This is a genomic window from Cohnella zeiphila, assembly GCF_014212055.1.
In the GTDB taxonomy this organism is placed as follows: Bacteria; Bacillota; Bacilli; order Paenibacillales; family Paenibacillaceae; genus Cohnella; species Cohnella zeiphila.
In genome coordinates this window covers 18,186-40,340 of the sequence record NZ_JACJVO010000012.1, presented here as the reverse complement: position 1 = coordinate 40,340, position 22,155 = coordinate 18,186, and the positions used below count along the sequence as shown (strand labels likewise).

The following is a 22,155-nucleotide window of genomic DNA, read 5'->3' as shown; positions in this document are numbered from 1 at the left end:
GAACTCGGATTAACATTTGCGTTACTTGTGATACGGTTCACCTTAACGGGGCTATCGGCGAAAACAAATGGCGGCCACGTGGCCGCCATTGCTCATCCTTTGCAACTTGTCGTAGACCAATTTCTCATGGTCTTATTAAAGCTTACTTCATCAGATAGAGCAGCAGACAGATGCCTGCGTTTCTAAAACCGTGCCAATCAACTTGGCGACATCCTGATGGGCCGGATGGATAAGGTATTCATCCATGTCCTCTAAGGTTGCAAACTTGGTAATCAGAATCAAATCATATGCGGAAGGGCCAGGTCGAATATTAGCTTCGGCCTGAACATCGAGAAGAACGTCTATTTTCCCTCTCATGCTCAGCAGAACGGTTTGAACTTGCTCGATATGCTTTGGACTCCGGTCTTTCAGCTTTAATAGCAAGTGATTTACAATCATTTTTTAGGTTCACTTCGTCCCTTATCTGATTAGCGTTCTTCTATTCGTTCCGATCCTTTAGACAGTCGTATCGCCAGTTGCTTAATCTTAAGGTTGCCAATTTGAAAATAAAAATCCAAATAAAGAGGATCCGGGAGGCCGGTTTTATCGAAATCCCCGTCAACCTTAAAAACCACCACGATATCTTCCTCATGCTGTTTATGCTGTTTGAGTTCAAGCGTTATGTTAGCACCAAAGTGATGTTCGGCACTCCACTTTTTTATATCAGCTTTGCCTGCCCATTCTTTACCTTCGTCAAGGACAAGAGCATCTTCCGAAAAGCAGTCGACATAAGCCTCCGGATCGGGTTTATTGGCAGCGGCTATAAAATCTTGTATAACTGGCGGAAGCAGACTAGGCTCCATAAGATCAACTCCTTTGTAATTTCGTTAAACGGTGCGGATGGTTCCGCCGTCAATGACATACTCACAGCCCGTAATAGAAGAGGCTCTGCTTGAAGCAAGGAAGGCGGCAAGCTCGGCAACCTCCTCAGGTTTGGCCGGCCGGCCGAGAGGAATACCGCCAAGCTCATCCATTAACTGCTGGCGGGCAGCCAGATAGTCCGTTCCGGCTTGTTCAGCCATTCTCTCGATTAACCGTTCCGCCGATTCCGTTTCGGTAAATCCCGGCGCCAATGCGTTGATTCTTATCCCCATAGGGCCGAATTGGGTCGCGATGTTCTTGCTGTAGTTAACGAGCGCAGCTTTGGCTGCCGAATAAGGCATGGTCATGTTGCCTGGCAATTTACGCTGAATAGAGGATATATGGACAATCACTCCGCTTTGCTGTTCAACCATGTAAGGCAGAAATCCACGGTCGAGACGGACAGATGAGAACAGGTTGGCGTTAAACGTCGTCTGCCAATCCTCATCTGTTATAGCTAAAGCCCCTGCCGTGCTCGTTGAGGAACCTCCCACATTGTTAATCAAAATATCCAGACCGCCGAATTTATGAATCGTCTCCTGAATCATATGATCCACACCTTCTGAGAAGCTGACATCGGCTTGAATGAACTCTACCCCCTCCGGTAATGCTTCGGGCAGCGATCTTGCTGCGGCTATCACTTCAGCTCCTCCTGCATGCAGACGTTGGACGATCGCCCTGCCGATTCCTCGAGTTCCGCCGGTCACCAGGGCTCGTTTACCTGCAAATTCTTTGCTTATATCCAATAAGTACGGGCTGTTTTCCATCGTTCTGCTGAATCCTCCCTAGTATGTTTTGAATACAAGGCTAGTTTAAACAGCAGAACCTGACAGCTGCGTGTTCAGTTATCTAAAATATTTTTCGGCCATTTTGGTCGAGCGATTTTTCATCTCCAGTCTGACAGACGCCGGTTCAATCACTTCCAGTAAATCTCCATATGATAGAAGATATTGATAAAGCCATTCTCCGGAAGGCATATCTGACGTGACCCGGAAAGTCCCGTCTTCCTGTTTCAAAATGTCCTCTTCCTTAAACTCATCCACGATGCGATAAGCTCCCGCCTGCTCTATTTTTAATACCAGAGGGATTCTAGGCGTTTCGTTACCCCTAACTTCTGCACGAGAAGTCCTGGTAGCCTCCATCCACTCCCACTTAACCTCAAAGAGATTACCCTCGTCTCCGTCTAAAAGCTGTACATTCGACATCCTGGTAATCTTAAAGGTTCTTAGAGCATTTTGTTCGAAACTATAGGCCTCAACGTACCAGGCTCTATCCTTAAAAAGCAGTTTCACCGGAGCACCTCTCCGGCTTTTTTGTTCTCCGGCCGCGCTCAAGTAGGTAAACGAAATCACTTTATGCTCCAGAATGGCCTGTTTCAGTAGGACGTATAGCTCTTTTTGTTTTTGCCCGCTTCCCCAAGAGGAGAAATCCACCTCAATCCAGTTGGTGCTGTTCTTCCTGAACAAGCTGCTCAGCTTCGAGAGAACCTCGTCGGAATCGGGAAATTGGGCTGCGGACAAGCTTTGCAGGGCAAAAAGTATCTCATCCTGCTCTTTGTCCGAAAGCAAAGATTTGTTCAGGACAAACCTGTCGGAAAGGGAAATGCCGCCCCCTTTTCCTTGGCTGGTATAGATCGGAACTCCGGCCTGGCTTAAAATCTCAACGTCTCTATAAATCGTTCTGACAGACACTTCAAACCGTTCAGCCAACTCTGGGGCCGTAACAGTTCCCTTTTCCAATAAAATATAAATCACTTGAAATAATCTGCTGATTTGCATCCGCTCACCCCTAGTCTTCAGTATATCCGTTAAAACTGGACAATAAGATGTCAGGTTATAGTTTGAAGAACATACGCTAAGATGTACAGTCGCATACAGATATCTCGTACGGTGCAACAAAAAAAAGCCATCTTATCAAATGGCTTTTTCATGAGGAAATTAACTCGCTCCAAATCTTTCTCTCCATACTGAATCCTTGTCTGTTCCCTTGTGCGGTTAGGGTCAAAAATTTCGCCATCGTTTCTGGGCCGGTCCGAGGAAGGATAGAACCATGACAAAGTCCAGAATTGTCATGATACAGGAACGAGTGGGCAACCGGATACCCGTCGTCGGCGTCGGTGGATTGTTGACGCCAGAAGATGTCGTCAAAGCTTTGGAAACCGGCGTTCCTTTAGTCGCGCTCGGCCATGCTCTCATGATGAATCCGGACTGGCCATTTGGTCCAAAGCGGGCGCGAAAAGGAATTAAAAACCGCCATTTCTCGCTCCTCTCAAAAGGAATTGGCGATTCCCGACAATCTATGGGCGGGTATTCCGAATAGACCGGGCTGGTTCCAATTCGTGGATTAAACGTTGTACGGCGGGGTACCTTCCGGAGTCGCCAAGCTGCTCATGATGCCGCTCTCTTTAAGACTAAGATAATCGTCCCCTGCCCCCAGAATCAAGTGATCCAATAGCTTAATGCCCAACAGCTCTCCCGCTTGCATCAGCCGATGCGTGACCTTCACGTCCGCCATGCTCGGCTCCGGATCCCCGCTTGGGTGCCAATGCGCGCAAATGATCGAAGCCGCATTGGCCAGAATCGCCGTCTTGAACACTTCCCTCGGATGAACCAGCAAGCTGTCGAGCGTTCCCACAGCCACGACCTGAATCGCCGTTGGCCGATGCTTGGTATCCAAACATAGCAGCGCCAGGTGCTCCCGATCCGTCTCCCCAGTCAGCAACTGGCGGAATACAGCCTGTGCTTCCTCCGGACTTTCCACCTTGGGCTGAGAATAGAAGCCCTCCTCCCGGATCAACTGTAGGCGGACGAGAGATACTTGATGCTGTTGGACATTCTCCATACAAGCCTCCTGCTGAAAGTCGACCTATTCCAGGCCGAAAGAAATGCAGATTGGCACGCATATGCGTACCAACCCAATTTTTATTATATGGTACGTTTTTGCGTATAGTCAATCCTTTAGGGGGACAAGTGATCAATGGGAAAAAAAGTGGTTGTCAACATTCCAGAGTTGCTCAAAAAGCATGGAATCTCCCTCAGAGAGCTCTCCCGACTCACCGACATTCGCCACGCCGCACTTAGCGAGCTATCCAACCAGAAACGTCATAACATTAACTTCCATCACATTGAAAAGATTGCAGAAGCCCTTCACATTCACGATATCCGTGAAATCATAGACCTTGTTGATTCTGAGTAGACCATAGTCTACATTTTAGCACACCGCTCGGTCGAGGACTATAGTCCGTAGACCATTTGTCGAGTTGATGGGAATAATAAGCCTCAAGGAGTGGTGTCCTTGAGCATCGAAGTCATTTTCGGCCAACAATTGCGCAAAATTCGCGAGGAGCGCAAGCTAAGCCAAGAAGAACTGGCCTTCCGTTCCAAGCTCGACCGTACCTACATCAGTTTGCTTGAACGCGGCAAAAGACGGCCAACATTAAACACGATCTTCGCGCTGACCGCCCAGTTGGATATTGCACCCTCGGAACTTGTTAGGATGGTTGAAAAGAATTTAGATATTTAATTGCCGAAGTGTTGGCTTCTCGATTATTGTTTGGTGAACACTCTTTTTTGTCTCTTAATAATGATAAGGTTCTGCTTAACGGGTCTATCGGCGAAAAATATGTCGTTGGCGGAGTTCACTCTACAAGCTTCGATATCTCAGTGCCGACAATATAAGAGTATGCAAAAAACCGAAAGGCGAGGATCATTGTGTCCAGCGCGGTCGAAGAGATAACAGGACAAAAGGTGACTTCGTTCGAAAGATTTGTCAGGGATTATAAAAGTGCGTTTATAGGATAAACATCTAGACCGTCACTTGGTGATGCAAGTAACAGTACATGAAAATCAGGAGGTATGGTGTATGAAAATAGCGAGTCCCTTTGTAGTGGTGGACAATTGCACGGAAGAAATCGAGTATTACCGGTCTGTGCTCGGCGGGGAAGTTAAAATTTTTAGAAAACAGGATGATAAGGTGCTGAATGCGGAATTAATTTTAGGCAGCAGCACGATTTACTTCGCCGATAGCACCGCAGCTAAGCCTTCTTTTAAAGGCGACTATGTAAAGGTCACTCTGACGCTTGAGACTGAAGAGGAATTTCGCCAAGTTTATGAAGACCTGACAACTGACGGGACTATAGATAACGAGGTGTTCGAGGCTCCTTTTAACGGACTTCTTGCTGGCATCACGGATCGAAACGGCATTGGCTGGGTACTTTCCAACTTCAGAAGTTAACACAATGGAGAATCAATCCCCCCCTCTGAGACTCTGTTTCGTTATGCCGATGATTTTGTCATATCGTATTGTGGTTCTATTCCCCCGGTAATATTACGCTCACGAATTCCCAAAAATTCGCCGTCACTTATGATACGGTTCCCCGCGGCGGGGGGAACGGCAACGAAATGAGCCGAGGAAGTCCCCGGCTCATGAATCTTTTAAATACGTCCAGAGCATTCTTAAAACTTTTTCACACTGTTTTACGGGCAGGGGCTTTTCTTTCGTTACCCTTCATTCCCTTGTTTTACTGAAGAGGCTCAGTTAAACCAGTTTCCGTTAGTAGGTAACTTGCTAATAACTCCCCTCTCAATTCCCTGTTTTAATTCTGGCCATTAAGTCGCACGTCTGCTGATTCAAAAATCTTTATCAAGCTGCTCTAGTTTTTTTAGATCAGTATGATATCTAGATATGGTAATTTGCATTACTGATTTTCGATTAGCAGGGTCCCTCTGATCTTTGTATTTTTTATTATAAAAGTAAGAAAAGTCATGAATTGTACCCAATAGTGATAAATGAGCCTCTCTGTAATCCTTTATTTTTGTCGATGAAAATCCAATGTCAGTTAAAGTTAAAAAAAGCTCATCTAGTCGAGGACATAATGGTGTGATAATATCAAACAATTCATCTTCGCTGAGGATATGATTACACAACTCGTTAAAAGAAAAAATAATATGTTCGGCTATATTTATCATTTCAAATCTAATCTGCTTAATTTGTTCAAATACTTCCATATCGCTAATGCTATTTTCATTTATGAATTCCTTTAGCATATTGTAAAAAGGAACTTTCTTGAGATGGATATCATTTATTATGTACTCATGCTCACTGCTTAACCGATGCCACCATTCTTTACTTTGCTTTTCATCGACCCATGTAGCTATACAATAAAAATTACCATTAATAATGTCTTCTTCGGAGAATCCAAAATAGACCCACACTATATTGGTTTCTTGCCCCTTAAACATTAATCTTTGTCGTTCACTATTGTACACATCAGCGTTTTTAAGTAGTTCACTTATCTGAGCTGCCCAATTCGCTAATTCCTCATCGGTCGGTATTGATTTTAGTATTACTTTAGCAGCATATCGTTTAATCGAACCAATATGAACAGGATCTACAGAATGAATAATAAACTCATTCTTTTCGATGTAATAATGTTCTCTAGGATACGGTTTAAAATCCCCAGTGTGAAAGAAAATCGTGCCTCCCATGTCGGCTCTGAAGATAGCATGTTGAGGAGAATTAGGGTTATTTCTTGTGTATATTTCCAGAGCTCTTTTTACCCATAGTTGTAAATCTTGAAGGGATATAGCTCCCTCCCTGATTAAGAACTTATTGGTTAATGCGTTGCATAAAATATTCGTGAATACACTCCCTATTCTATCACCATAGGAGGGCTCATATGCATTACTAGATGTTAAAATCGCATATCCTGTCCCATTAAATTTATCAATAGAGTCACTTATGTCGATTTTCGAACTCATTTTGATACTAAAGTTTCCAGAATAACAGCAATCCAAAAACAAAATCTTATTTTTTGCTTTCGACTGACTTAAAACTTCAATTAACTTTTGTGTTTCTACGAAACCATCACTTAAGACGAGGTAGTGCGGATTAGTCGAAGTACCATGTCCTGAAAAGTAGAAAATAGCCGTATCATGGTGATCTAACTTAGCATTAAAACTTTGTAACTCCTTCCAGAATTCAGCTTCGGATACAACTCCATTATTTAATAGCCCTAGACGAACAACCTCCTTCTCCTTAACATGCATTCCAACTTTTATTGCTTGACTGAAGTTAAGCATATCCGACTTGCAAAAAGAAAGGTCTTTTGCTCCTACCGCTTTATAATCACTGACTCCTACTACAAATGCTTTTATATGATTCAACTCTTGTGTCACCTACTCTACATAAAAAATACTAATCTGCGTCTACCAACGTTAGTCTAGACTAACCTCTAATCCCTTTTTTCCGTACATCAGCTTGAAGTACCAAGTATTAAGCTCCTTTTCAAGAATATCTTTTGCGTTTTTATATGCATATTTCATTATCGTTTTATTGCCTTCCTGATCCTCAATTTCACTAACCCTAAATGTAATCAATTCTTTATCAAGTTCTTCGATAAAATGATTCATTACGTTAATATTTGTCGTTTTCCCTGATAGGTAAAGGCTAAAGTGAAATGACTTCTGTGATATTGCTTTTCTCATCATTACAATCCTTGAATAGATGTTATTATAAATACGTGCTCTGTGTTTCTTACCGTTCCAAAAAAAATCAATATTGGCGAATGCATTATCCAAAGCACTATAGTCGTAGCTTGCCATTTGGACTACAGATCGCATTGTTTTCTCAGCATTCCCATTACGTTCATACGAGATTATATTACGTACGGCTTTACAGGCTAGTAAATAAAACTCTTCCAAAATTCTTCGGCGCTCTACATTGTACCCTACGATCGAAATAACTATTGCAAGAATTCCACTTGATAGTATCCCTATTGCAATATTTGACCAAAAATCTTGGGAAATCTGCTTTAGTACCCAAGCAACTATGAGAGAGATTGCGCCTACAACACCCATCCAGATTACCGTTAGCTTATGGATTCTCATTTAGACGTTCCTCCCAATCAGCTTTCTGTCGCAGGAAAATTATACAAAAGACTACTTTTGACGTTATTTGTGATACTTTCACTGTGGAGGAGACTTTGGCAAAGGAGTCACTGAAGAACAGTTAATGTATTCATTGAGAATTTATAGGAATATGAGCTCTTCAAATTCTGAAATGGATTGAATTCGTTTACGTTCTATAAGATGGATAGCAATTTTTTAAAGCAATTCCCTTACCTCAGTATCCTTTTGTGGTATCTTCGAAAATGTCAGCCATGAGAAACGGAAGCAGCTTGTGCATACAATGATCAAGAAAATAACGGTTACTAAGGATAGAAATATAAGCCATATTAGATTTAATATTGGAGACAGTCAGAAAGTAATTATCTAAATCTATTCTGGAACATCCGTAGGCCACTAGTAAAAAAGGGCAGAAGGGCTACTCAAATTGAGCTCGCCCTTCCTCATATCTTTCGAGCTTTACTTTAGTGCTTTATTCACTTGCTCAATTAAGGCTTTCCACTGTCTACGTTCCGTTTCAGTCAATGATTGTGAATCATTGTTTCTTGACCATCTGAGAAAAGCTTTTGCAAGTTGATACTTCGAAAACTCACTGATTTGAGAAGCAAATATATCAGCAATTGGACGGCCAACCTGAACTTCTGCAATATCAGCAACATCCCAGTCAAGCTCCGTTCTAGCCACTTTTACAAGTGTTTCCCGTAATAAATCCTCAACCTCAACTTTTTTTGAGGTTCCCGTATAGAAGTCCTTTATTTGTAATATTGATTTGCTCTGTAGTAAATTAACTAAAGTGTCTTGTTTGGCCGCTTGTTCTCCCTCTGGATCAGAGTCAAATAAAGCAGCTACCTTTAAATTTTGTGCACGCAAAATGGTTGCATAGTATACAACTTTGCTTGCAGTTCCAGCCGGTATCAAGGCAATTTTTTTATTTAAATCTATGATTCCATCATTACGCAACATTTCGGAAATGGACTCAATGTACCAATAGTCTGTAAGACCTTCAAAAACAAGATTCCGCTGCTGAGTGAACAAACTTTGCGCTAGATCGTAACCTAGTGCCTCTTGTAAGGGAAGCATTGCATTGGAATCATTTGCTGTAATAGTTGTATGAACCTTAGTCCCAGTATATCTGTCTGTCATTTCTACAACACGCACTAAATCCAGTTCATTAGCCCCGACCATAAAAGGAGAATGAGTCGTATATACTGTTTGATTAGACTCACCTAATTTAGAAATTGTCTGACGGAAATCAGACTGTTTCAATGCATGTAAATTAAGTCCAGGTTCATCTAATAGCAATATTGCATTTGCATGCTTACCTTCGGCCTCAGCAAAGAAAACAATAAAAAAAGACACTAACCACTGAAATCCTTCGGATCTTTGGTCCAACTCTATTTCGACACCTAAATCATCTTCAACTACTACCTTTAGATATTGACCATCCGCAGCTACCCTAAGCCTATCTGCTTCATTTCTACTCCGATCGGGCATCCATACTTTTCTTATTTCCTCAGTCAGTCTAACACTTGCTGCATTTAATTGGTATTGGCGTTTATCAAGCTGATCTCTATAACTTTGGATTTGCTGCTCTGACGAATTTGCGGCAGTCGCCTTTCCAAGATTAGATAGATCCCGTGCATTAAACCCAAGCAACTTTAATAGGCATATATTACCATAATCATAATATTCATCTAGTAGGTTGTTTTGTTCAATTCTATTTGCTAGCTGCTCAAGATGGATTAATGGCTTTACCCTGGAGTAATTATTGAAATATACAAATAGAGGCAATTTCTTATAACAAGAACTAAGAATCTCATCTTTTATTTTATTTTGAGATACAGCATTTTTTAATCTATCAAAGCGCTCTTCTTCTGTACTATTGGTTTCATCAATATGTGTAAACAAACTATCTAGCCATTTCGATAATGATTCCGCCTTCTCACCTACAATATATGAATTCTCACTCCATTCTTCGGTTATGGTCGCTAATTTCCCAGCAAATAATTCCACCTTATCCGGTGTTGATTCATCTTCAGTAGCCATTTTGTCGACATGACTTGCCATACGTTTCAAATCTTTTATAATAGCTTTGTATGTAGTAGTTGCTGGGCATTTTTCTAAGTTGTGTGTAGCCTTGTTATCTAACTTTCTTGTAAAAACATATACACAATTTTCATAACCAGGTGGCAAATCAATATTGTCTGAAGGTTCAATCTTAAATTTACCTTCAACCACCACAACATTAGACGGGTCTACTTTTCCCGTTGTAATATCGTTATATTTTGAGCGAGGATAATCACGCAAAGCATCAAATGGTTTTACATCTGGAGGAGCATTTAATTTTTGTAACGCTTGTAGAACTGCGGTTTTTCCTGCCTCATTTGGGCCTACAAGGATCGTTTTATCATTCTCCAACTCAAACCAACCGGTATCCATAATACTTCTGTAATTTTGAACCCTTGCTTTGATTAACCTCATAATGAACCTCTCCATTCGACACTTTTCTTTATTATACAACAATTAGAACAATTACATAGATATGCAAATCCGTTGCCGTTACTTATGATACGGTTCACCCCGATTAATCTTAAAAGCCCTATATACCTGCTCCAGAAGAAGCACGCGCATCAGTTGGTGAGGGTAGGTCATTCGGCCGAAGCTGAGCTTCTTGTCGGCGCGGGAGAGGACGGCGGGCGAGAGGCCGAGGGAGCCGCCGATGACGAAGGAGACGGAGCCGCCGCCGTAGATGGCTTGCTTGTCCAGGTGGGCGGCAAGCTGCTCGCTCGACCAGGGCTCGCCGTCGATGGCGAGCGCGATGACGTGCGAGCCGTCGCGCAGCGCGGCGAGGATGCGCTCGCCTTCGCGCATGCGTACCTGCTCTTCTTCCGCCGGGCTCATGGAGTCCGGCGTTTTCTCGTCGGGCAGCTCGCGGATGTCGAGGCGGGCGTAGGCGCCCAGCCGCTTGGCGTATTCGGCCACGCCGTCCGACCAATATTTTTCCTTCAGCTTGCCGACGCATACGACTTGAATCTGCATAAAGCCAAGTTCCTCCGATGCTTCCTGATCTTATGCCAACAGCTTATCCTATCGGCCGGCTTCGTGCAAAGCCCCGGCATGAGGAACCGATTAAAAAGGAGTCCGCCGCAGCAGACTCCCCCAATCTCCCCCATCCTCACTCCATCACCAAAGCCGAGTCCCGGCTGATCAGCGTCCCGTGATCGGTCCCTTCGCAGATCTCGCGCATGGTGCCCGGCCGGTCGAAGTTGAAGACGTGCATGGGCAGGTGGTAGTCGCGGGCCAGGATGAACGCCGATTGGTCCATCACCTTCAGGTTGCGATGAAGGACATCGTTATAATGGAGCGACGTGAACTTCCTCGCCCCCCGGTCCAGCCGGGGATCGGCGCTGAGCACGCCGTCGACGCCTTGCTTGGCCACGAGCAGCGCGTCGCAGTTCACTTCGATCGCCCGCTGCACGGACGGGTAGTCGGTCGTGACATAAGGCTGGCCGTTCCCGCCCGCGAAAATGACGATGTACCCCTTCTCCAGATGGTGAACCGCCCGCAGCCGGATGTACGGCTCGGCGAAGGAGGCGACCGGGATCGCGGTCATGACGCGCACTTCTTTGACGGTTTTGGCTTTGAGCACGCCGCGGAGCATGAGGCTGTTGATGACGGTCGCCAGCGTGCCGATGTTGTCGGCTTCCGCCCGCTCGATGCCCCAGCTCTCCGCCATATGGCCGCGGAAGATGTTGCCGCCGCCGATGACGAGCGACACTTCGACCCCCAGATCGACGACGGACAGAATCTCGCTGGCGATGTGGTCCAGCTTTTCCGGCTCGAACCCGAACTCCGACTGTCCGGCCACCGCCCCTCCGCTGAGCTTGATCAGAACCCTTCGATACCTGGCCATGATCCATGCACCTCCGCATCCAAAATAAAAAACACTAAGACCTCAAAGGCCTTAGTGCTTCAATGGAATGAACGAATGAAAAGCGAAACGACGCCGTTCGACCGGGGCCGACCCGCCTTCTCCTCATACGCCCACTCCTTCCCTGAAATTGGCATTACCCTATTTTACGACGAACCCCTTCCGGAAGTAAACCCATAACCTTCGGAATGGGGAATAGCGGAAAAGGCAGCGATGTCGAACTATGCTATACTAAGGGAATGATAACGGGAAGTTCAGAGGAGGATCATCGACTCGCATGCTCACGATCGGCATCGCAGGCGGCACCGGATCGGGGAAAACGACGGTCGCCCGCTCCGTCATGGAGCGGCTCGGCACGGGCCAAGCCACCTTCATCTCGCAGGACAACTACTATAAGGATCACTCGAATCTGGACCTGGAGGATCGCGCGACGATCAACTACGACCACCCGCTGGCCTTCGACAACGAGCTGCTGGCCGAGCACTTAAGGTCCCTTCAGGAAGGCCGCGTGGCGTTCGCTCCCGTTTACGATTTTACGGTGCATGCCCGTTCCCGGACGGAAAACGTCAGGCTGGAGCCGAACCCGATCGTCATCCTCGAAGGGCTTCACGTGCTGTCGGACGAGACGCTTCGCGGGCTGCTGGACATCAAGGTGTTCGTCGACACCGATCCGGACGTGCGCATCCTCCGCCGGGTGCTCCGCGACATCGAGGAGCGCGGGCGAACGATCCAGTCGATCCATCATCAATATCTGTCCACCGTGAAGCCGATGCATGAAGCGTTCATTGAGCCTTCCAAAAAATACGCCGACCTGATCATCCCCGAAGGCGGGCATAACGAGGTCGGCATCCAACTGCTATCCGTATTGGTGGAAAAATATTTGACCGGCGTTGAAGTCTAGCGGTACGCCCGGTCGCCAGAGAGCGCAGCCCCACCGAGGCTGCGCTCCTTTGATAGGCGCGAGCTCACGCCCGCGCGTGCTCCTGCACGAACGCTACGATCGGAGCCGGGTCGGACAGGCTGTGCGGATGGTGGCCGACGCCCGGCTTCACGATCGTCTCGATCGTCCCGCCGAGCTCGCGGTACCGCTCCGCCAGCAGCGCGCCGTTCTCCTCATAAGGCACCGGCTCGTCGGCATCTCCGGCCACGATCAGAATCGGGATGCCGGCCGCGGCCACGGGCTCGACCTGATCCAGAGGCGACACCTTCGCGTCCCGAGCCGTCTCCTCGGTCAGCCCGTACACGGCAAGACACAGCGACCATTCGAACGCGCTGCCGGGTCCCGCGCCCAGGCCGCCGGGCCAACTGCGGATGTCGAGCACCGGCGCATCGAGGTAGAGCAGCCGCACCCGCTCGGGATGCGCCGCCGCGTAGTTGAACGAATACAGCCCGCCGCGGCTGAAGCCGAACAGCACCGTCCTTTTTGCCAGATCGAACTTCTCTTCCGCGTAATCCTGGAACTGCCGCATCCGCTCCACCGCGCCCGGACAGCCGTACATATCGCTGATGCGGTAGTAGGCAAGGCACCAGCCCTGCGCCAGCAGCGCCCGATCGGCATAGGCGAACGCGTCGAAAAACTCCGCCCGCCACACCCAAGGCCGCCCCGCCGCCGGCTCCTTCGGCAGGATCAAGAAGCCTTCTCTTCCGTCCACCATAAAGTCGATCCGCTCATGGCCTTCCCACTCTGACCAGCTGACCGCCTCGCGAAGCTCCGGCTTCCCGGCAACCAGCTCCCGAATGCGCGCCTCCAGCGCCTCGATCTCCGCCTGCGCCTCCGCGAGCGGCAGCGCTCCTTCCGCTTTGTTCGGATTCGTGTGCCCCACGTGCTCTTTCCAGGCCGCGCTCGCGAGCCGGTGCCGGGACCGGATCAGATCGAAGGAAGCCGAGCCGTCCGGGTCCGCCACGTAATCCGGAGCCCTCTCCAGCGAGACGTTGAACAGCGTGCGCAGCAGCGACTTCGCCATCACCCAGTGGCTCGGAGCGAACGGATGGATGCCATCCCCCGACAAGTAAGCCGGGTTCGCCGCCCGCTCCCTCGCGATATGCGCCAGCATCTCGCCGTGAATGCCGACGGTCGCGTCCGCCGTATCCTCGCCAAGCGACAGCACCCAGTCCGCGTAACGCTTCAGCACGCTCTCGTAATCGGCGTAAGGCGTCTCGTAGCTGTATGCCGGAAGGCCTTCCGGCAGCAGCTTTTCCGCGCCGCCCGCCAGCGATGCCGGATCGAACGGCGGCGGCGTCATGGCGATCGCCTTCGCGCCCGCCTGCCGGATCCGGCCGAGCAGCCGGAGGATGCCGTCCCGATAAGCCCGGAACCGCTCCTCGGACAGCGGATGATAGATGCCGTCGTTCATCCCGTAGCAGACGACGACCCAATCGGGCCGGGTCTCGGCGAGGGCCCGCTCCAGCCGGTCGTGCACGCAGGGCCGCGGGAACGGGTGAGCGGGCTCGCTCAGGCCCGAAGCCGTCTCGCTGCTGACGCCGAGGTTGATCAGCTCGATCCGGCTCTCCGGCGCGTGGAGGCGGAAGTAAGCGTCCATAAAGGCGATATAAGTACCGTCGTCGGTAATGCTGTCCCCCAGGAAAAGGATCCGGAGCTTCTCCGGCAGCAGCGCGTCTTTCCCGTATAATGGCTTCATGTCAGACTCCTAACTCTCGCGAGGAATGATAACGTCAAGGCCATTATACACGCGATCGGGATCCCCTACGAGAGGGCTTGAGCGCGCCCGCTCGCCGGCGCCTTGCGGGGGAGCAGCCCCGAAGCGAGCAGCACCGCGAAGCAGATGCCCGCCAGCCACCACAGAACGGCGCGGCTGTCCGCCAGTCTCCCCTCGCCTCCGAAGTACATCAGGCTGCGCAATCCCTGCGCGGCGTAGCGGAGCGGCGTCCACGAATACAGCCAATCTTTGGTCGCGTCCGGCAGGAATTCCGGCGCCAGGTTCAGCACCGGCATCGAGAAGAAGAACAGCAGCGCCAGCAGGCCCACGGCCGGAACGCCGATCAGGTTAAGAAGCGCGGACTGAAGCAGGAAGAACGCCGTTCCGGTCAGCCACAGGTACAGCCAGACGTCGCCGCGGGCCATCTCCATGCCGTACCAGGACGAAGCCATCCACACGAGCAGGCCCGACACCGCGGGCATGAGCAGCAGCCCGGCGATCGCCTGACCGGAGAGCGCCGCCCATGATCCGCTGCCGGCTTCTTTCGCTTTCCGCCCCGCCAGGAACAGGAAGACGCCGGCGAACAGGCTGCCCAGCCACGTCACCTGGATCAGCATGGTCGGCGCGTTGCCCCCGGCGTTGTTCGCGCCCGCAGCATGCAGCGACTCTTTCTCCACCGTGACCGGCGCGAGCAGCGCCTTCGCTACCTCGACCGGAACCTGCCCCGTCTGTTGCCCGGCCATTGCCAGAACTTGCCCCGCCAGCTCCGCCCCGATCGTGTCAGCCGCCTGCCCCAGCACCTGCTGAACGAGCAGCGCCGCCTGCGCGTTCGAGCCTTCGTTCACGAGAATTTTCAGGGCGGCCGGCTTCGGATTCGGCGAGGCAAGCGACAGCAGCCCTTGGCTGAGATCGGCCGGAATGATAAGCGCGCCGTAAACGTCCTGCCGGTCGATCGCCGCCCGTGCTTCTTCCTCCGACGAGACGACCTGCCAGGAGACCGGCAAACCTTTCAGAGCCAACAGATTCTCCCGAATCATCTGCCCCGCGTTCAGCTCCTGACCGCCTCCGGCCTGCGCTCCCTGATCCAGCACCGCCAAGGCGACCGGCACCTCCTTGGGCTTCGCCCCGGCTATCGACCCCATGAGCGCCAATCCGAAAACGATCGCCAGAACGGTAACCCCCGCCACTCCGATCCACAGCAGACGCTGCTTGAAAAAGTTCATTTTCCCCCACTCCTTAAATGGACAATACGTTGATTACTGATCACAATGTTCATTATAATGAGGGGAGGAGAAGTGGCAATCGTCAATCGCGCCGCCGAATGTTCATTAATCGGCACTCGAGCCGGGATCTGTTCAGTAACGCCAAAAAAATCCGCAAAAAAAGGAGCCGCCCGCATGACGGAAAAGACGGACCGCCGCAAAACGAGGACGAAGCAGCTGCTGCAGAAGGCGCTGATCGAGCTGATCGAGGAGAAGGGGATTCACGCGATCACCGTCAGCGATCTGAGCGAACGGGCGGGGATCAACCGGGGAACGTTCTACCTGCATTATCGCGATACGGCCGATTTCCTGGAGCAGCTGAAGGCAGAGATGTTCGACGGCTTGACCCGGGAATTGGGGAAGGTGAATCCGCTGGAGGTTGCCGCTTACGCCGAGAAAGGCCAGGCGTACCCGGTCAGCGTTCGCATTTTGGAGTTTTTCGAGAGGCATGCGGATTTCTTCCGGGTCATTCTCGGACCTAACGGCGACATCACATTTCCGCTCCAGATCCGGGAATTCATGAAGGAACGGCTGTTCCAAGAAGTGTTCAGCAGGCTGACGTATGATGGCCCCGTCCCGCGAGACTACTTGATCGCCGCGATCACCTCGGCCAACTTCGGCATCCTCATGCACTGGTTCGAGACCGGCCGGAAGCTGCCGCCCGCCGAAGTCGCGATGATCATCACCCGCATCCTGGGCCAAGGCCCCCTATTTTTAATCAATGAAAAAGGGTGAAGCCGAAGCCTCACCCTCCATCGTTATTCATGAATCCGGACGAGCAGCTCGCCCAGCGTCTTCATCGCTTCCTCTTCCCGCTCCCCGTCGATCTCCAGCGTTACTTCATCCTGGGCGGCGATGCCCAGCGTGAGCATGCTCAGCGAGCTTTTGCCGTTTACCGTCTTGCCCTTGCAGCTCACGCTCACCTTGCAGGGGAACTCCCCCGCGGCCTGAACGAAGCTCTTGATCGGACGGACGTGAAAACCGGCCGGGTTCGCGACCGTGAACGATTGCGCGATCATGCGTCTTGCCTCCCTTCCATCCGAGCCTGCACGAAGCTCTGTACTTCCTCGCTGCCGCTAAGCGTCAGCGCCTGCTTGGACAGCGTCTGCCAGTCGCGATGCGACAGCGAGCCGATGCGCTCCCGGGCCGGCAGAACCGAGCCCGCGCTCATGCTGAATTCGTCCAGGCCGAGCCCGAGCAGCAGCGGAACCGCCGTCAGGTCGCCCGCCATCTCGCCGCAGACGCCGACCCACTTGCCCGCCGCGTGCGCCGCGTCGATGACGTGCCGGATCAGGCGCAGCACGGACGGGTGGTACGGCTGATACAGATAGGACACCGTCTCGTTCATCCGGTCGGCGGCCATCGTATATTGAATGAGATCGTTTGTCCCGATGCTGAAAAAGTCCGCTTCCTCCGCGAACAAGTCCGCCGATACGGCTGCCGAGGGAATCTCGATCATGATGCCGACTTCGATGCGGTCCGCCACTTCCACTCCGGAGGAGACGAGCGCTTGCTTCTCTTCTTCGAGCAACCGCTTGGCTTCGACCAGCTCCTCCAGCACGGCGACCATCGGGAACATGATTTTCAGGTTCCCGAACCGGCTTGCCCTCAGCAGCGCGCGAAGCTGGGGACGGAACACGTCCGGCCGCGACAGGCAGAAGCGAAGCGCCCGCCGGCCGAGGAACGGATTGCTTTCCCGAGGCAGCCCCAGATAAGGCAGCTCCTTATCCCCGCCGACGTCCAGCGTTCGGATAACGACCGGTTTCCCGGCCATTTTCTCCAATACGTACTTGTAGCTCCGGAACTGCTCTTCCTCCGTCGGCAGCCGATCACGGCCCATGTAGAGGAACTCCGTGCGGAACAGCCCGATCGCTTCCGCTCCGTTGTCGAGCGCCTTCTGCACGTCCTCCAACTGGCCGATATTGGCCGCGATCTCGACGCGCCGCCCGTCGGCCGACGCCGTGGGCCGGCTCGCCCACGCCCTGAGCTCATCCCGCCGCCGCTCATACTTCTCTTTCTTGTCGGCGTAGGCGGCCAACTCCTCCGGGCTCGGATCGATGAGCAGCAGGCCTTCGACCGCGTCCATCGCCACAAGCGCTCCGTCCGGAATGTCGCGAATGCCCGGGCCCGCGCCCACGATCGCGGGGATGTCCAGCGATCGCGCCATGATCGCCGAGTGCGACGTACGGCTGCCGACTTCGGTCACGAAGCCCCGAACGGCTTCCAGGTTGAGCCCCGCCGTATCGGACGGCGCCAGGTCGCCGGCCACGACGATGCACTCGTCGGAGAGAAGCGACAAATCGCGCTTCGGCGCGCCGCGCAGAATGCCGACGATTCGGCCGCAGATGTCGCGCACGTCCGCCGCGCGCTCGCGCAGCGTCTCGTCGTCCAGCGCCAGCAGCGCTTCGACGAATGTCTGCGCCGTCTCGTACAGCGCGTACTCGGCGTTCACCGCCTCCTCGCGAATCCGGCTCTCGGCCGTCTCGATCAGATCGGGATCCTCGAGAATGAGCAGATGCCCTTCGAAGATCGCCGCTTTCTCCGCGCCCAGCTTCTCTTCCGTCGCCGCCCGGATCCGTTCGATCTCCGCGCGGGCTTGCCCGATCGCCGCCTGCAGCCGCGCCGTTTCCCGCTCCGGCTGTGCTACCGTGGTCCGAACCGGCACATATTCCTCCGCATTCAAGACGACCGCCCGGGCGATGGCAATGCCCGGCGAAGCGGCGATTCCCGCGAGCTGCTTCGTCATCGCGCAACCCCTCCTTGCGCCGACGCCCCATATGCCGCCAGGATCGCGGCGTGAAGCGGATGGTCCGCCGGAAGCCCCGTATAGCGAACCAGCGTCTTGCTCAGCCCTTGGCCGCGAATGGACATCTGAAGCTCGACCGCCTCCGCGTCCCCTGCGTAATCGAACCGCAGAGCCGCCGCGATCGCGTCCATCAACTGAGCCGTCTCCAGGCCCAGCTCATAGGCCAGGCGGGCGGGGCGAACGAGCCGGTCGTTCGGCGCCAGCTTGCGCAGCGGCGAGCGGCCGACGCGCACGACCTCGTCGGTGAGATGCGGATTGCGGAACCGCTCGACGATCTTGTCGATGTAGCTCCCGTGCTCGGTCTCGTCGAAGCCGTGCAGCCGCGTCAGTACCGCCCCCGTCTCGTTCATCGCCCCGCGAACCTTGGCCGCGACTTCCTCGTCCCGCATCGCCTCCTGGATCGTCGCGTACCCTTTCCGATACCCGTGGTAGGCGGCGCAGCAATGACCCGTGTTGACGGTAAACAGCTTCCGCTCGATATAAGGCTCGAGGCGGTCGACGTAATGGACGCCTTCGAGCTCCGGGAAGCCTTCCGGCAGCGCCGAGCGGTCGACGACCCACTCGTAGAAAGGCTCGACCGTCACCTGCAGCTTGTCGTCATGCTGCTGAAGCGGCACGATCCGGTCCACCGCGGCATCCGGGAAGAAGGCCGCTTCGCCCGCCCGGGCCCGCGCGTCCGGGGAGAGGAAGCCGTAGACGTGCTTTTTGAGGTCCGTGCTCGCCCCGATCGCGTTCTCGCAGGCGATGACGACCAGCGGACCCGCTTTTTCATCGGCCAAGCGCAGCTCGATCCCTCTCGCAATGTTCTCCGCAATGAACCGCAGGACGTTCGGCCCGACCGCCGTCGTCACCAGATCGGCTTCCGCGACCGCCCGCGCGACGCTCTCCGCGTCCTTGCCGTCGATCGCCGAGACGCCGCTCACGACCGTCGTCTCCGCCTTCTCGTCCGCCAGTGTTACCCGGTACGCCCCGCGCTCGTTCAGCAGCGCGACACGCTCCGCGTCGATGTCGACGAACCGGACTTCATAGCCGGAACGGGACAGCAGCAGGCCGATAAAGCCGAGCCCGATGTTGCCCGCGCCGAAATGAACGGCCTTCATTCGCCCATCCCCTCTTCGAAAATGGCGATCAGCTCTTCCTCCGTGGACGATTGCAGAATGCGCTGCATGTCGTCCTCCTCGGATACGAGTACCGCCACGTTGGACAGAATGTCGAGATGCTCCTCTCCCACCGCCGCGAGGCCGATGACCAGGTTCGCCTTTTCCCCGCCGAAGTCGACGCCCTCCGGAAAAATAAGCACGGACATGCCGGTGGAACGAATGAGCGGCTTGGCGTCGTTCGTGCCGTGCGGCATCGCCAGCCCTCCGCCGATATAGGTGGACGACACCTGCTCCCGCTCGATCATCTTCTCGACGTATTCGGCGGGCACGTGACCCGCATCGACCAGCAGCCGGCCGGCCATCAGGATCGCTTCGAATCGATCTTGCGCTTTCGCGTTCAGGACGACTTTTTCTTTGGATAAAATGCTCATGTCGGTTCTCCCCATTCCTCTTGTTGTCTCATGAACTCTTCCAACTCCTGCGAGATAAACGACTTGATCTCCTCCGCGCCGCCTTCCTGCAGCAGCCGGATCATCTCCGGCTGGAGCAGCATGGCGCTGATCTCGCTCAGCACTTCCAGCGCCGGGCGGTTCAGCTCCGGCGGCGCCAGCATCAGCAGAATCTGCCGCGCCTCTCCCGAGCCGAGCGGCAGCGGCGTCGCCAGCCGGAACAGCGCCAGGAGCGGCTTCGGCACCCATTCGCTCCGCGTATGGAACAGCGCCGCCGGCGTGCCGGCGATGAGCTGGGACCCGCTGTGCTCCCGTTCGATCAGCCGCCGGACGATCGCTTCCGGATTCTGCACCCCGCCCTGAAGCGCCACCCGGTCCAGCATGGCCGACAGGACCGCTTCCAGATCCCGGCCGCGCTTCCCCAGATCGAGGGGATACGCCACGAACCGGTCGAGCAGCTGCAACATCTCCGCCGTGTAGGCGTGAACCCTTTTCAGCCGCTGCAGCGGGTCTTTCTCCTTGTGCTCTCCCGCGTGAACCGCCCCTTCCTCCTGCTTCCTCGCAGCCGGAGGAGTGGCGTCGGCTCGAGCGGAAGACGCATGGGCGTCAGGAGCGGTAGCGGCTCGCCAGATCGCTTCGCGCAGCCGCTCCGTCTCTTCACGGGTGAGCAACGGACTGAGCTTGACGTAGCGGTCCGGCTGCATCGGCAGATCGACCGTCGAGACGATCAGATCGTAGCGGTCCGGAGAAATCCGCGCGGCCTCGTACCACGAATAATGCCCGATCAGGTCCACCTGCGGGAATTCTTTGTGGATCCGCACCGCGAGCAGCTTCGAGGAGCCGATCCCGCTCGTGCAGACGAGCATCGCCCGCACCGTCCGCGGGAACAGCCGCCACCGCTCCGCGGCCGCGCCGAAATGCATCGTCAGATAGCCGATCTCTTCCTCCGGAACGCGATAAGGCACGAGCGCTTCCCCCGCTCCGGCGCGGACCGCTTCGAACAGCGCTCCGTAGTCTTTCTTGATCTGGGGCAGCAGCGGATTGCGGATCGTCTCGAGAGCGCGAAGCCGCTCCAGCGCGGGGCCCAGGTGCCGGATCAAGCCGTCGAGCAGCGAGCGGTCCCGGTCGAACGGAACGTCCCACCGCTTCGCCACCGCCCGGATCAGCTTCGCGGCCGATTCCGCGACCGCGGGCCCGTACCGGCTGAGCAGCGCGGCGCCGCCGCCGGACTCGGCCTCTGCCTTCGCTTCGTCCAGCAGCCGCTGGACGTAGTCTCGCTCCGCCTCCGGCCAATCCGGGCCGAACGCTTCGAGGAAGCGGTCCAGGGCGGGCGATGAAGCTCCCGCCGAGGCGCCGCCTTCGATGAAGCGCTGCTGCCTCTGCCGCGTCAGCGCCACGGACAAGCGAACGAGCAGACGGGTATACGCCGTCTCCGACAGCCTTCGCGGCCAAGCCTCCTCCAGCTTCCATAACAGCTGCTCGACCGCGTGAAAAACGTCCTTGCCGACCATCCGAAGCAGCTCTTTGGCGACCGGCCCCGTCCTCGCGTCGTCCGAAGAAGCCCCGAACAGCTCGGAGTCGTCCAGGTAAAGGTGCGCGAGCGCCGCGATCAAGCCGCGCTTGTTCTCCTCGCCGCCGGCAAGCTCGACGCCATAGCCGCGGCGCCGGACCAATTCCAGCCCCTGCCGGTTCAGCTGAGGCTCCAATTCGTCCAGATCGCGGGTCACCGTCGGGATCGCCGCGTGGAGCATGTGGGCCAGCGCGAACAGCTTGACGGGCTCCTCTTCCCGCAGCAGCCGGCACAAGATCAGCGCCTTGCGCTCGTCGGGCGAATAAGTGGCGCTGACCGAAGCGCCGAGCTGTTCCTTGAATCGGGCGAGCTCCTCTTCGCCTCCCTGAAGCGAGATGCCGATGCCCGATTTGCGTACCAGCGACAAGCCGTTCGCGGCGAGCATCGGCTCCAGCTCCTGCATGTCCCGGTGAACCGTGCGGGCGCTGATCCGAAGCTCCTCCGCCATCTCCCCGGCCGTCACTTCCTCCTGCCGCCGAAGCAGCAATTCCAGCAAGCGTCGCTGCCTGTTGGAGACGATCATGTTCGGATCTATCCCCCCTCCTCCGAGAAACGGACGAGACGCCGACGACTAA

At 53.7% G+C, this 22,155-nt stretch carries 23 protein-coding genes; 6 read left to right on the top strand and 17 right to left on the bottom strand.

What is annotated here, in order from left to right; translation table 11 throughout:
- Positions 1 to 150 precede the first annotated feature (150 nt).
- The 4 genes from H7C18_RS10890 to H7C18_RS10875 all read right to left on the bottom strand — a co-directional run bounded on the left by H7C18_RS10890 (position 151) and on the right by H7C18_RS10875 (position 2,678).
- Positions 151 to 438: a Dabb family protein gene (locus H7C18_RS10890; RefSeq protein ID WP_185129087.1), complete on the bottom strand. Its 288-nt coding sequence runs from the start codon at positions 436 to 438 to the stop codon at positions 151 to 153.
- A gap of 29 nt (positions 439 to 467) precedes the next feature.
- On the bottom strand, positions 468 to 842 hold the full coding sequence (locus H7C18_RS10885) for a nuclear transport factor 2 family protein (protein ID WP_185129086.1): 375 nt from the start codon (positions 840 to 842) through the stop codon (positions 468 to 470).
- A 24-nt stretch (positions 843 to 866) separates the two neighbouring features.
- Entirely contained in the window at positions 867 to 1,667 is an 801-nt protein-coding gene (locus tag H7C18_RS10880; protein WP_185129085.1) for an SDR family oxidoreductase, read from the bottom strand.
- 78 nt (positions 1,668 to 1,745) lie between these two features.
- Positions 1,746 to 2,678, bottom strand: a complete 933-nt coding sequence (locus tag H7C18_RS10875) for a helix-turn-helix transcriptional regulator (protein WP_185129084.1) — start codon at positions 2,676 to 2,678, stop codon at positions 1,746 to 1,748.
- A gap of 271 nt (positions 2,679 to 2,949) precedes the next feature.
- Between H7C18_RS10875 and H7C18_RS10870 the strand changes: the two genes are divergently transcribed.
- A complete protein-coding gene (locus H7C18_RS10870) occupies positions 2,950 to 3,219 on the top strand; it encodes a hypothetical protein (protein ID WP_185129083.1) in 270 nt (89 codons plus the stop codon).
- 24 nt (positions 3,220 to 3,243) lie between these two features.
- Here the strand turns inward: H7C18_RS10870 and H7C18_RS10865 are convergent, their stop codons facing one another.
- A complete protein-coding gene (locus H7C18_RS10865) occupies positions 3,244 to 3,741 on the bottom strand; it encodes a JAB domain-containing protein (RefSeq protein WP_185129082.1) in 498 nt (165 codons plus the stop codon).
- Between the two features lie 135 nt (positions 3,742 to 3,876).
- Here H7C18_RS10865 and H7C18_RS10860 point away from each other — a divergent pair, with 135 nt between their 5' ends.
- The 3 genes from H7C18_RS10860 (at position 3,877) to H7C18_RS10850 (ending at position 5,133) form a co-directional block, all read left to right on the top strand.
- Positions 3,877 to 4,095: a helix-turn-helix domain-containing protein gene (locus H7C18_RS10860; RefSeq protein WP_185129081.1), complete on the top strand. Its 219-nt coding sequence runs from the start codon at positions 3,877 to 3,879 to the stop codon at positions 4,093 to 4,095.
- A gap of 99 nt (positions 4,096 to 4,194) precedes the next feature.
- Positions 4,195 to 4,422, top strand: coding sequence for a helix-turn-helix domain-containing protein (locus H7C18_RS10855; RefSeq protein WP_185129080.1), 228 nt, complete (start codon positions 4,195 to 4,197; stop codon positions 4,420 to 4,422).
- A 339-nt stretch (positions 4,423 to 4,761) separates the two neighbouring features.
- Entirely contained in the window at positions 4,762 to 5,133 is a 372-nt protein-coding gene (locus H7C18_RS10850; protein ID WP_185129079.1) for a VOC family protein, read from the top strand.
- A 395-nt stretch (positions 5,134 to 5,528) separates the two neighbouring features.
- On the opposite strand, the gene H7C18_RS10845 is transcribed toward H7C18_RS10850, so the two are convergent.
- The 5 genes from H7C18_RS10845 to pyrH form a co-directional block, all read right to left on the bottom strand.
- Positions 5,529 to 7,064: a caspase family protein gene (locus H7C18_RS10845; RefSeq protein ID WP_185129078.1), complete on the bottom strand. Its 1,536-nt coding sequence runs from the start codon at positions 7,062 to 7,064 to the stop codon at positions 5,529 to 5,531.
- A 51-nt stretch (positions 7,065 to 7,115) separates the two neighbouring features.
- Complete coding sequence (locus tag H7C18_RS10840) at positions 7,116 to 7,787, bottom strand: hypothetical protein (protein WP_185129077.1); 672 nt, start codon at positions 7,785 to 7,787, stop codon at positions 7,116 to 7,118.
- 477 nt (positions 7,788 to 8,264) lie between these two features.
- Positions 8,265 to 10,286, bottom strand: a complete 2,022-nt coding sequence (locus H7C18_RS10835) for an AAA family ATPase (protein WP_185129076.1) — start codon at positions 10,284 to 10,286, stop codon at positions 8,265 to 8,267.
- A 78-nt stretch (positions 10,287 to 10,364) separates the two neighbouring features.
- The gene (gene rlmH, locus H7C18_RS10830) at positions 10,365 to 10,844 is read right to left on the bottom strand and encodes a 23S rRNA (pseudouridine(1915)-N(3))-methyltransferase RlmH (RefSeq protein ID WP_185129075.1); all 480 of its coding nucleotides are present in this window, start codon (positions 10,842 to 10,844) and stop codon (positions 10,365 to 10,367) included.
- A gap of 136 nt (positions 10,845 to 10,980) precedes the next feature.
- Positions 10,981 to 11,718, bottom strand: coding sequence for a UMP kinase (pyrH, locus tag H7C18_RS10825; protein ID WP_185129074.1), 738 nt, complete (start codon positions 11,716 to 11,718; stop codon positions 10,981 to 10,983).
- Between the two features lie 295 nt (positions 11,719 to 12,013).
- Between pyrH and udk the strand changes: the two genes are divergently transcribed.
- Positions 12,014 to 12,637 (top strand): uridine kinase, encoded by a 624-nt coding sequence (udk, locus tag H7C18_RS10820; protein ID WP_185129073.1) that lies wholly within the window; start codon positions 12,014 to 12,016, stop codon positions 12,635 to 12,637.
- Positions 12,638 to 12,701: 64 nt separating this feature from the next.
- Here udk and H7C18_RS10815 read toward each other — a convergent pair whose 3' ends face one another.
- Both H7C18_RS10815 and H7C18_RS10810 read right to left on the bottom strand, forming a co-directional pair.
- Positions 12,702 to 14,375 carry an SGNH/GDSL hydrolase family protein gene (locus H7C18_RS10815; protein WP_185129072.1) on the bottom strand — a complete coding sequence of 558 codons (1,674 nt, stop codon included), beginning with the start codon at positions 14,373 to 14,375 and terminating at the stop codon, positions 12,702 to 12,704.
- Between the two features lie 65 nt (positions 14,376 to 14,440).
- The gene (locus H7C18_RS10810; protein ID WP_185129071.1) at positions 14,441 to 15,616 is read right to left on the bottom strand and encodes a YhgE/Pip domain-containing protein; all 1,176 of its coding nucleotides are present in this window, start codon (positions 15,614 to 15,616) and stop codon (positions 14,441 to 14,443) included.
- A 174-nt stretch (positions 15,617 to 15,790) separates the two neighbouring features.
- Here H7C18_RS10810 and H7C18_RS10805 point away from each other — a divergent pair, with 174 nt between their 5' ends.
- Positions 15,791 to 16,390, top strand: a complete 600-nt coding sequence (locus H7C18_RS10805; protein WP_185129070.1) for a TetR/AcrR family transcriptional regulator — start codon at positions 15,791 to 15,793, stop codon at positions 16,388 to 16,390.
- Between the two features lie 23 nt (positions 16,391 to 16,413).
- On the opposite strand, the gene H7C18_RS10800 is transcribed toward H7C18_RS10805, so the two are convergent.
- Genes H7C18_RS10800 through H7C18_RS10780 form a run of 5 tightly spaced genes read right to left on the bottom strand, consistent with a single transcriptional unit; the run spans position 16,414 to position 22,103 of the window.
- Positions 16,414 to 16,674 (bottom strand): HPr family phosphocarrier protein, encoded by a 261-nt coding sequence (locus H7C18_RS10800; protein WP_185129069.1) that lies wholly within the window; start codon positions 16,672 to 16,674, stop codon positions 16,414 to 16,416.
- The gene (gene ptsP / locus H7C18_RS10795; RefSeq protein ID WP_185129068.1) at positions 16,671 to 18,401 is read right to left on the bottom strand and encodes a phosphoenolpyruvate--protein phosphotransferase; all 1,731 of its coding nucleotides are present in this window, start codon (positions 18,399 to 18,401) and stop codon (positions 16,671 to 16,673) included. Before ptsP ends, H7C18_RS10800 begins: the two co-directional genes overlap by 4 nt.
- Positions 18,398 to 19,561 carry a mannitol-1-phosphate 5-dehydrogenase gene (locus H7C18_RS10790; RefSeq protein ID WP_185129067.1) on the bottom strand — a complete coding sequence of 388 codons (1,164 nt, stop codon included), beginning with the start codon at positions 19,559 to 19,561 and terminating at the stop codon, positions 18,398 to 18,400. Before H7C18_RS10790 ends, ptsP begins: the two co-directional genes overlap by 4 nt.
- Positions 19,558 to 19,992, bottom strand: a complete 435-nt coding sequence (locus H7C18_RS10785; RefSeq protein ID WP_185129066.1) for a PTS mannitol transporter subunit IIA — start codon at positions 19,990 to 19,992, stop codon at positions 19,558 to 19,560. Before H7C18_RS10785 ends, H7C18_RS10790 begins: the two co-directional genes overlap by 4 nt.
- A complete protein-coding gene (locus H7C18_RS10780; protein ID WP_185129065.1) occupies positions 19,989 to 22,103 on the bottom strand; it encodes a BglG family transcription antiterminator in 2,115 nt (704 codons plus the stop codon). The genes H7C18_RS10785 and H7C18_RS10780 overlap by 4 nt, the downstream gene beginning before the upstream one ends.
- Between the last annotated feature and the right edge of the window lie 52 nt (positions 22,104 to 22,155).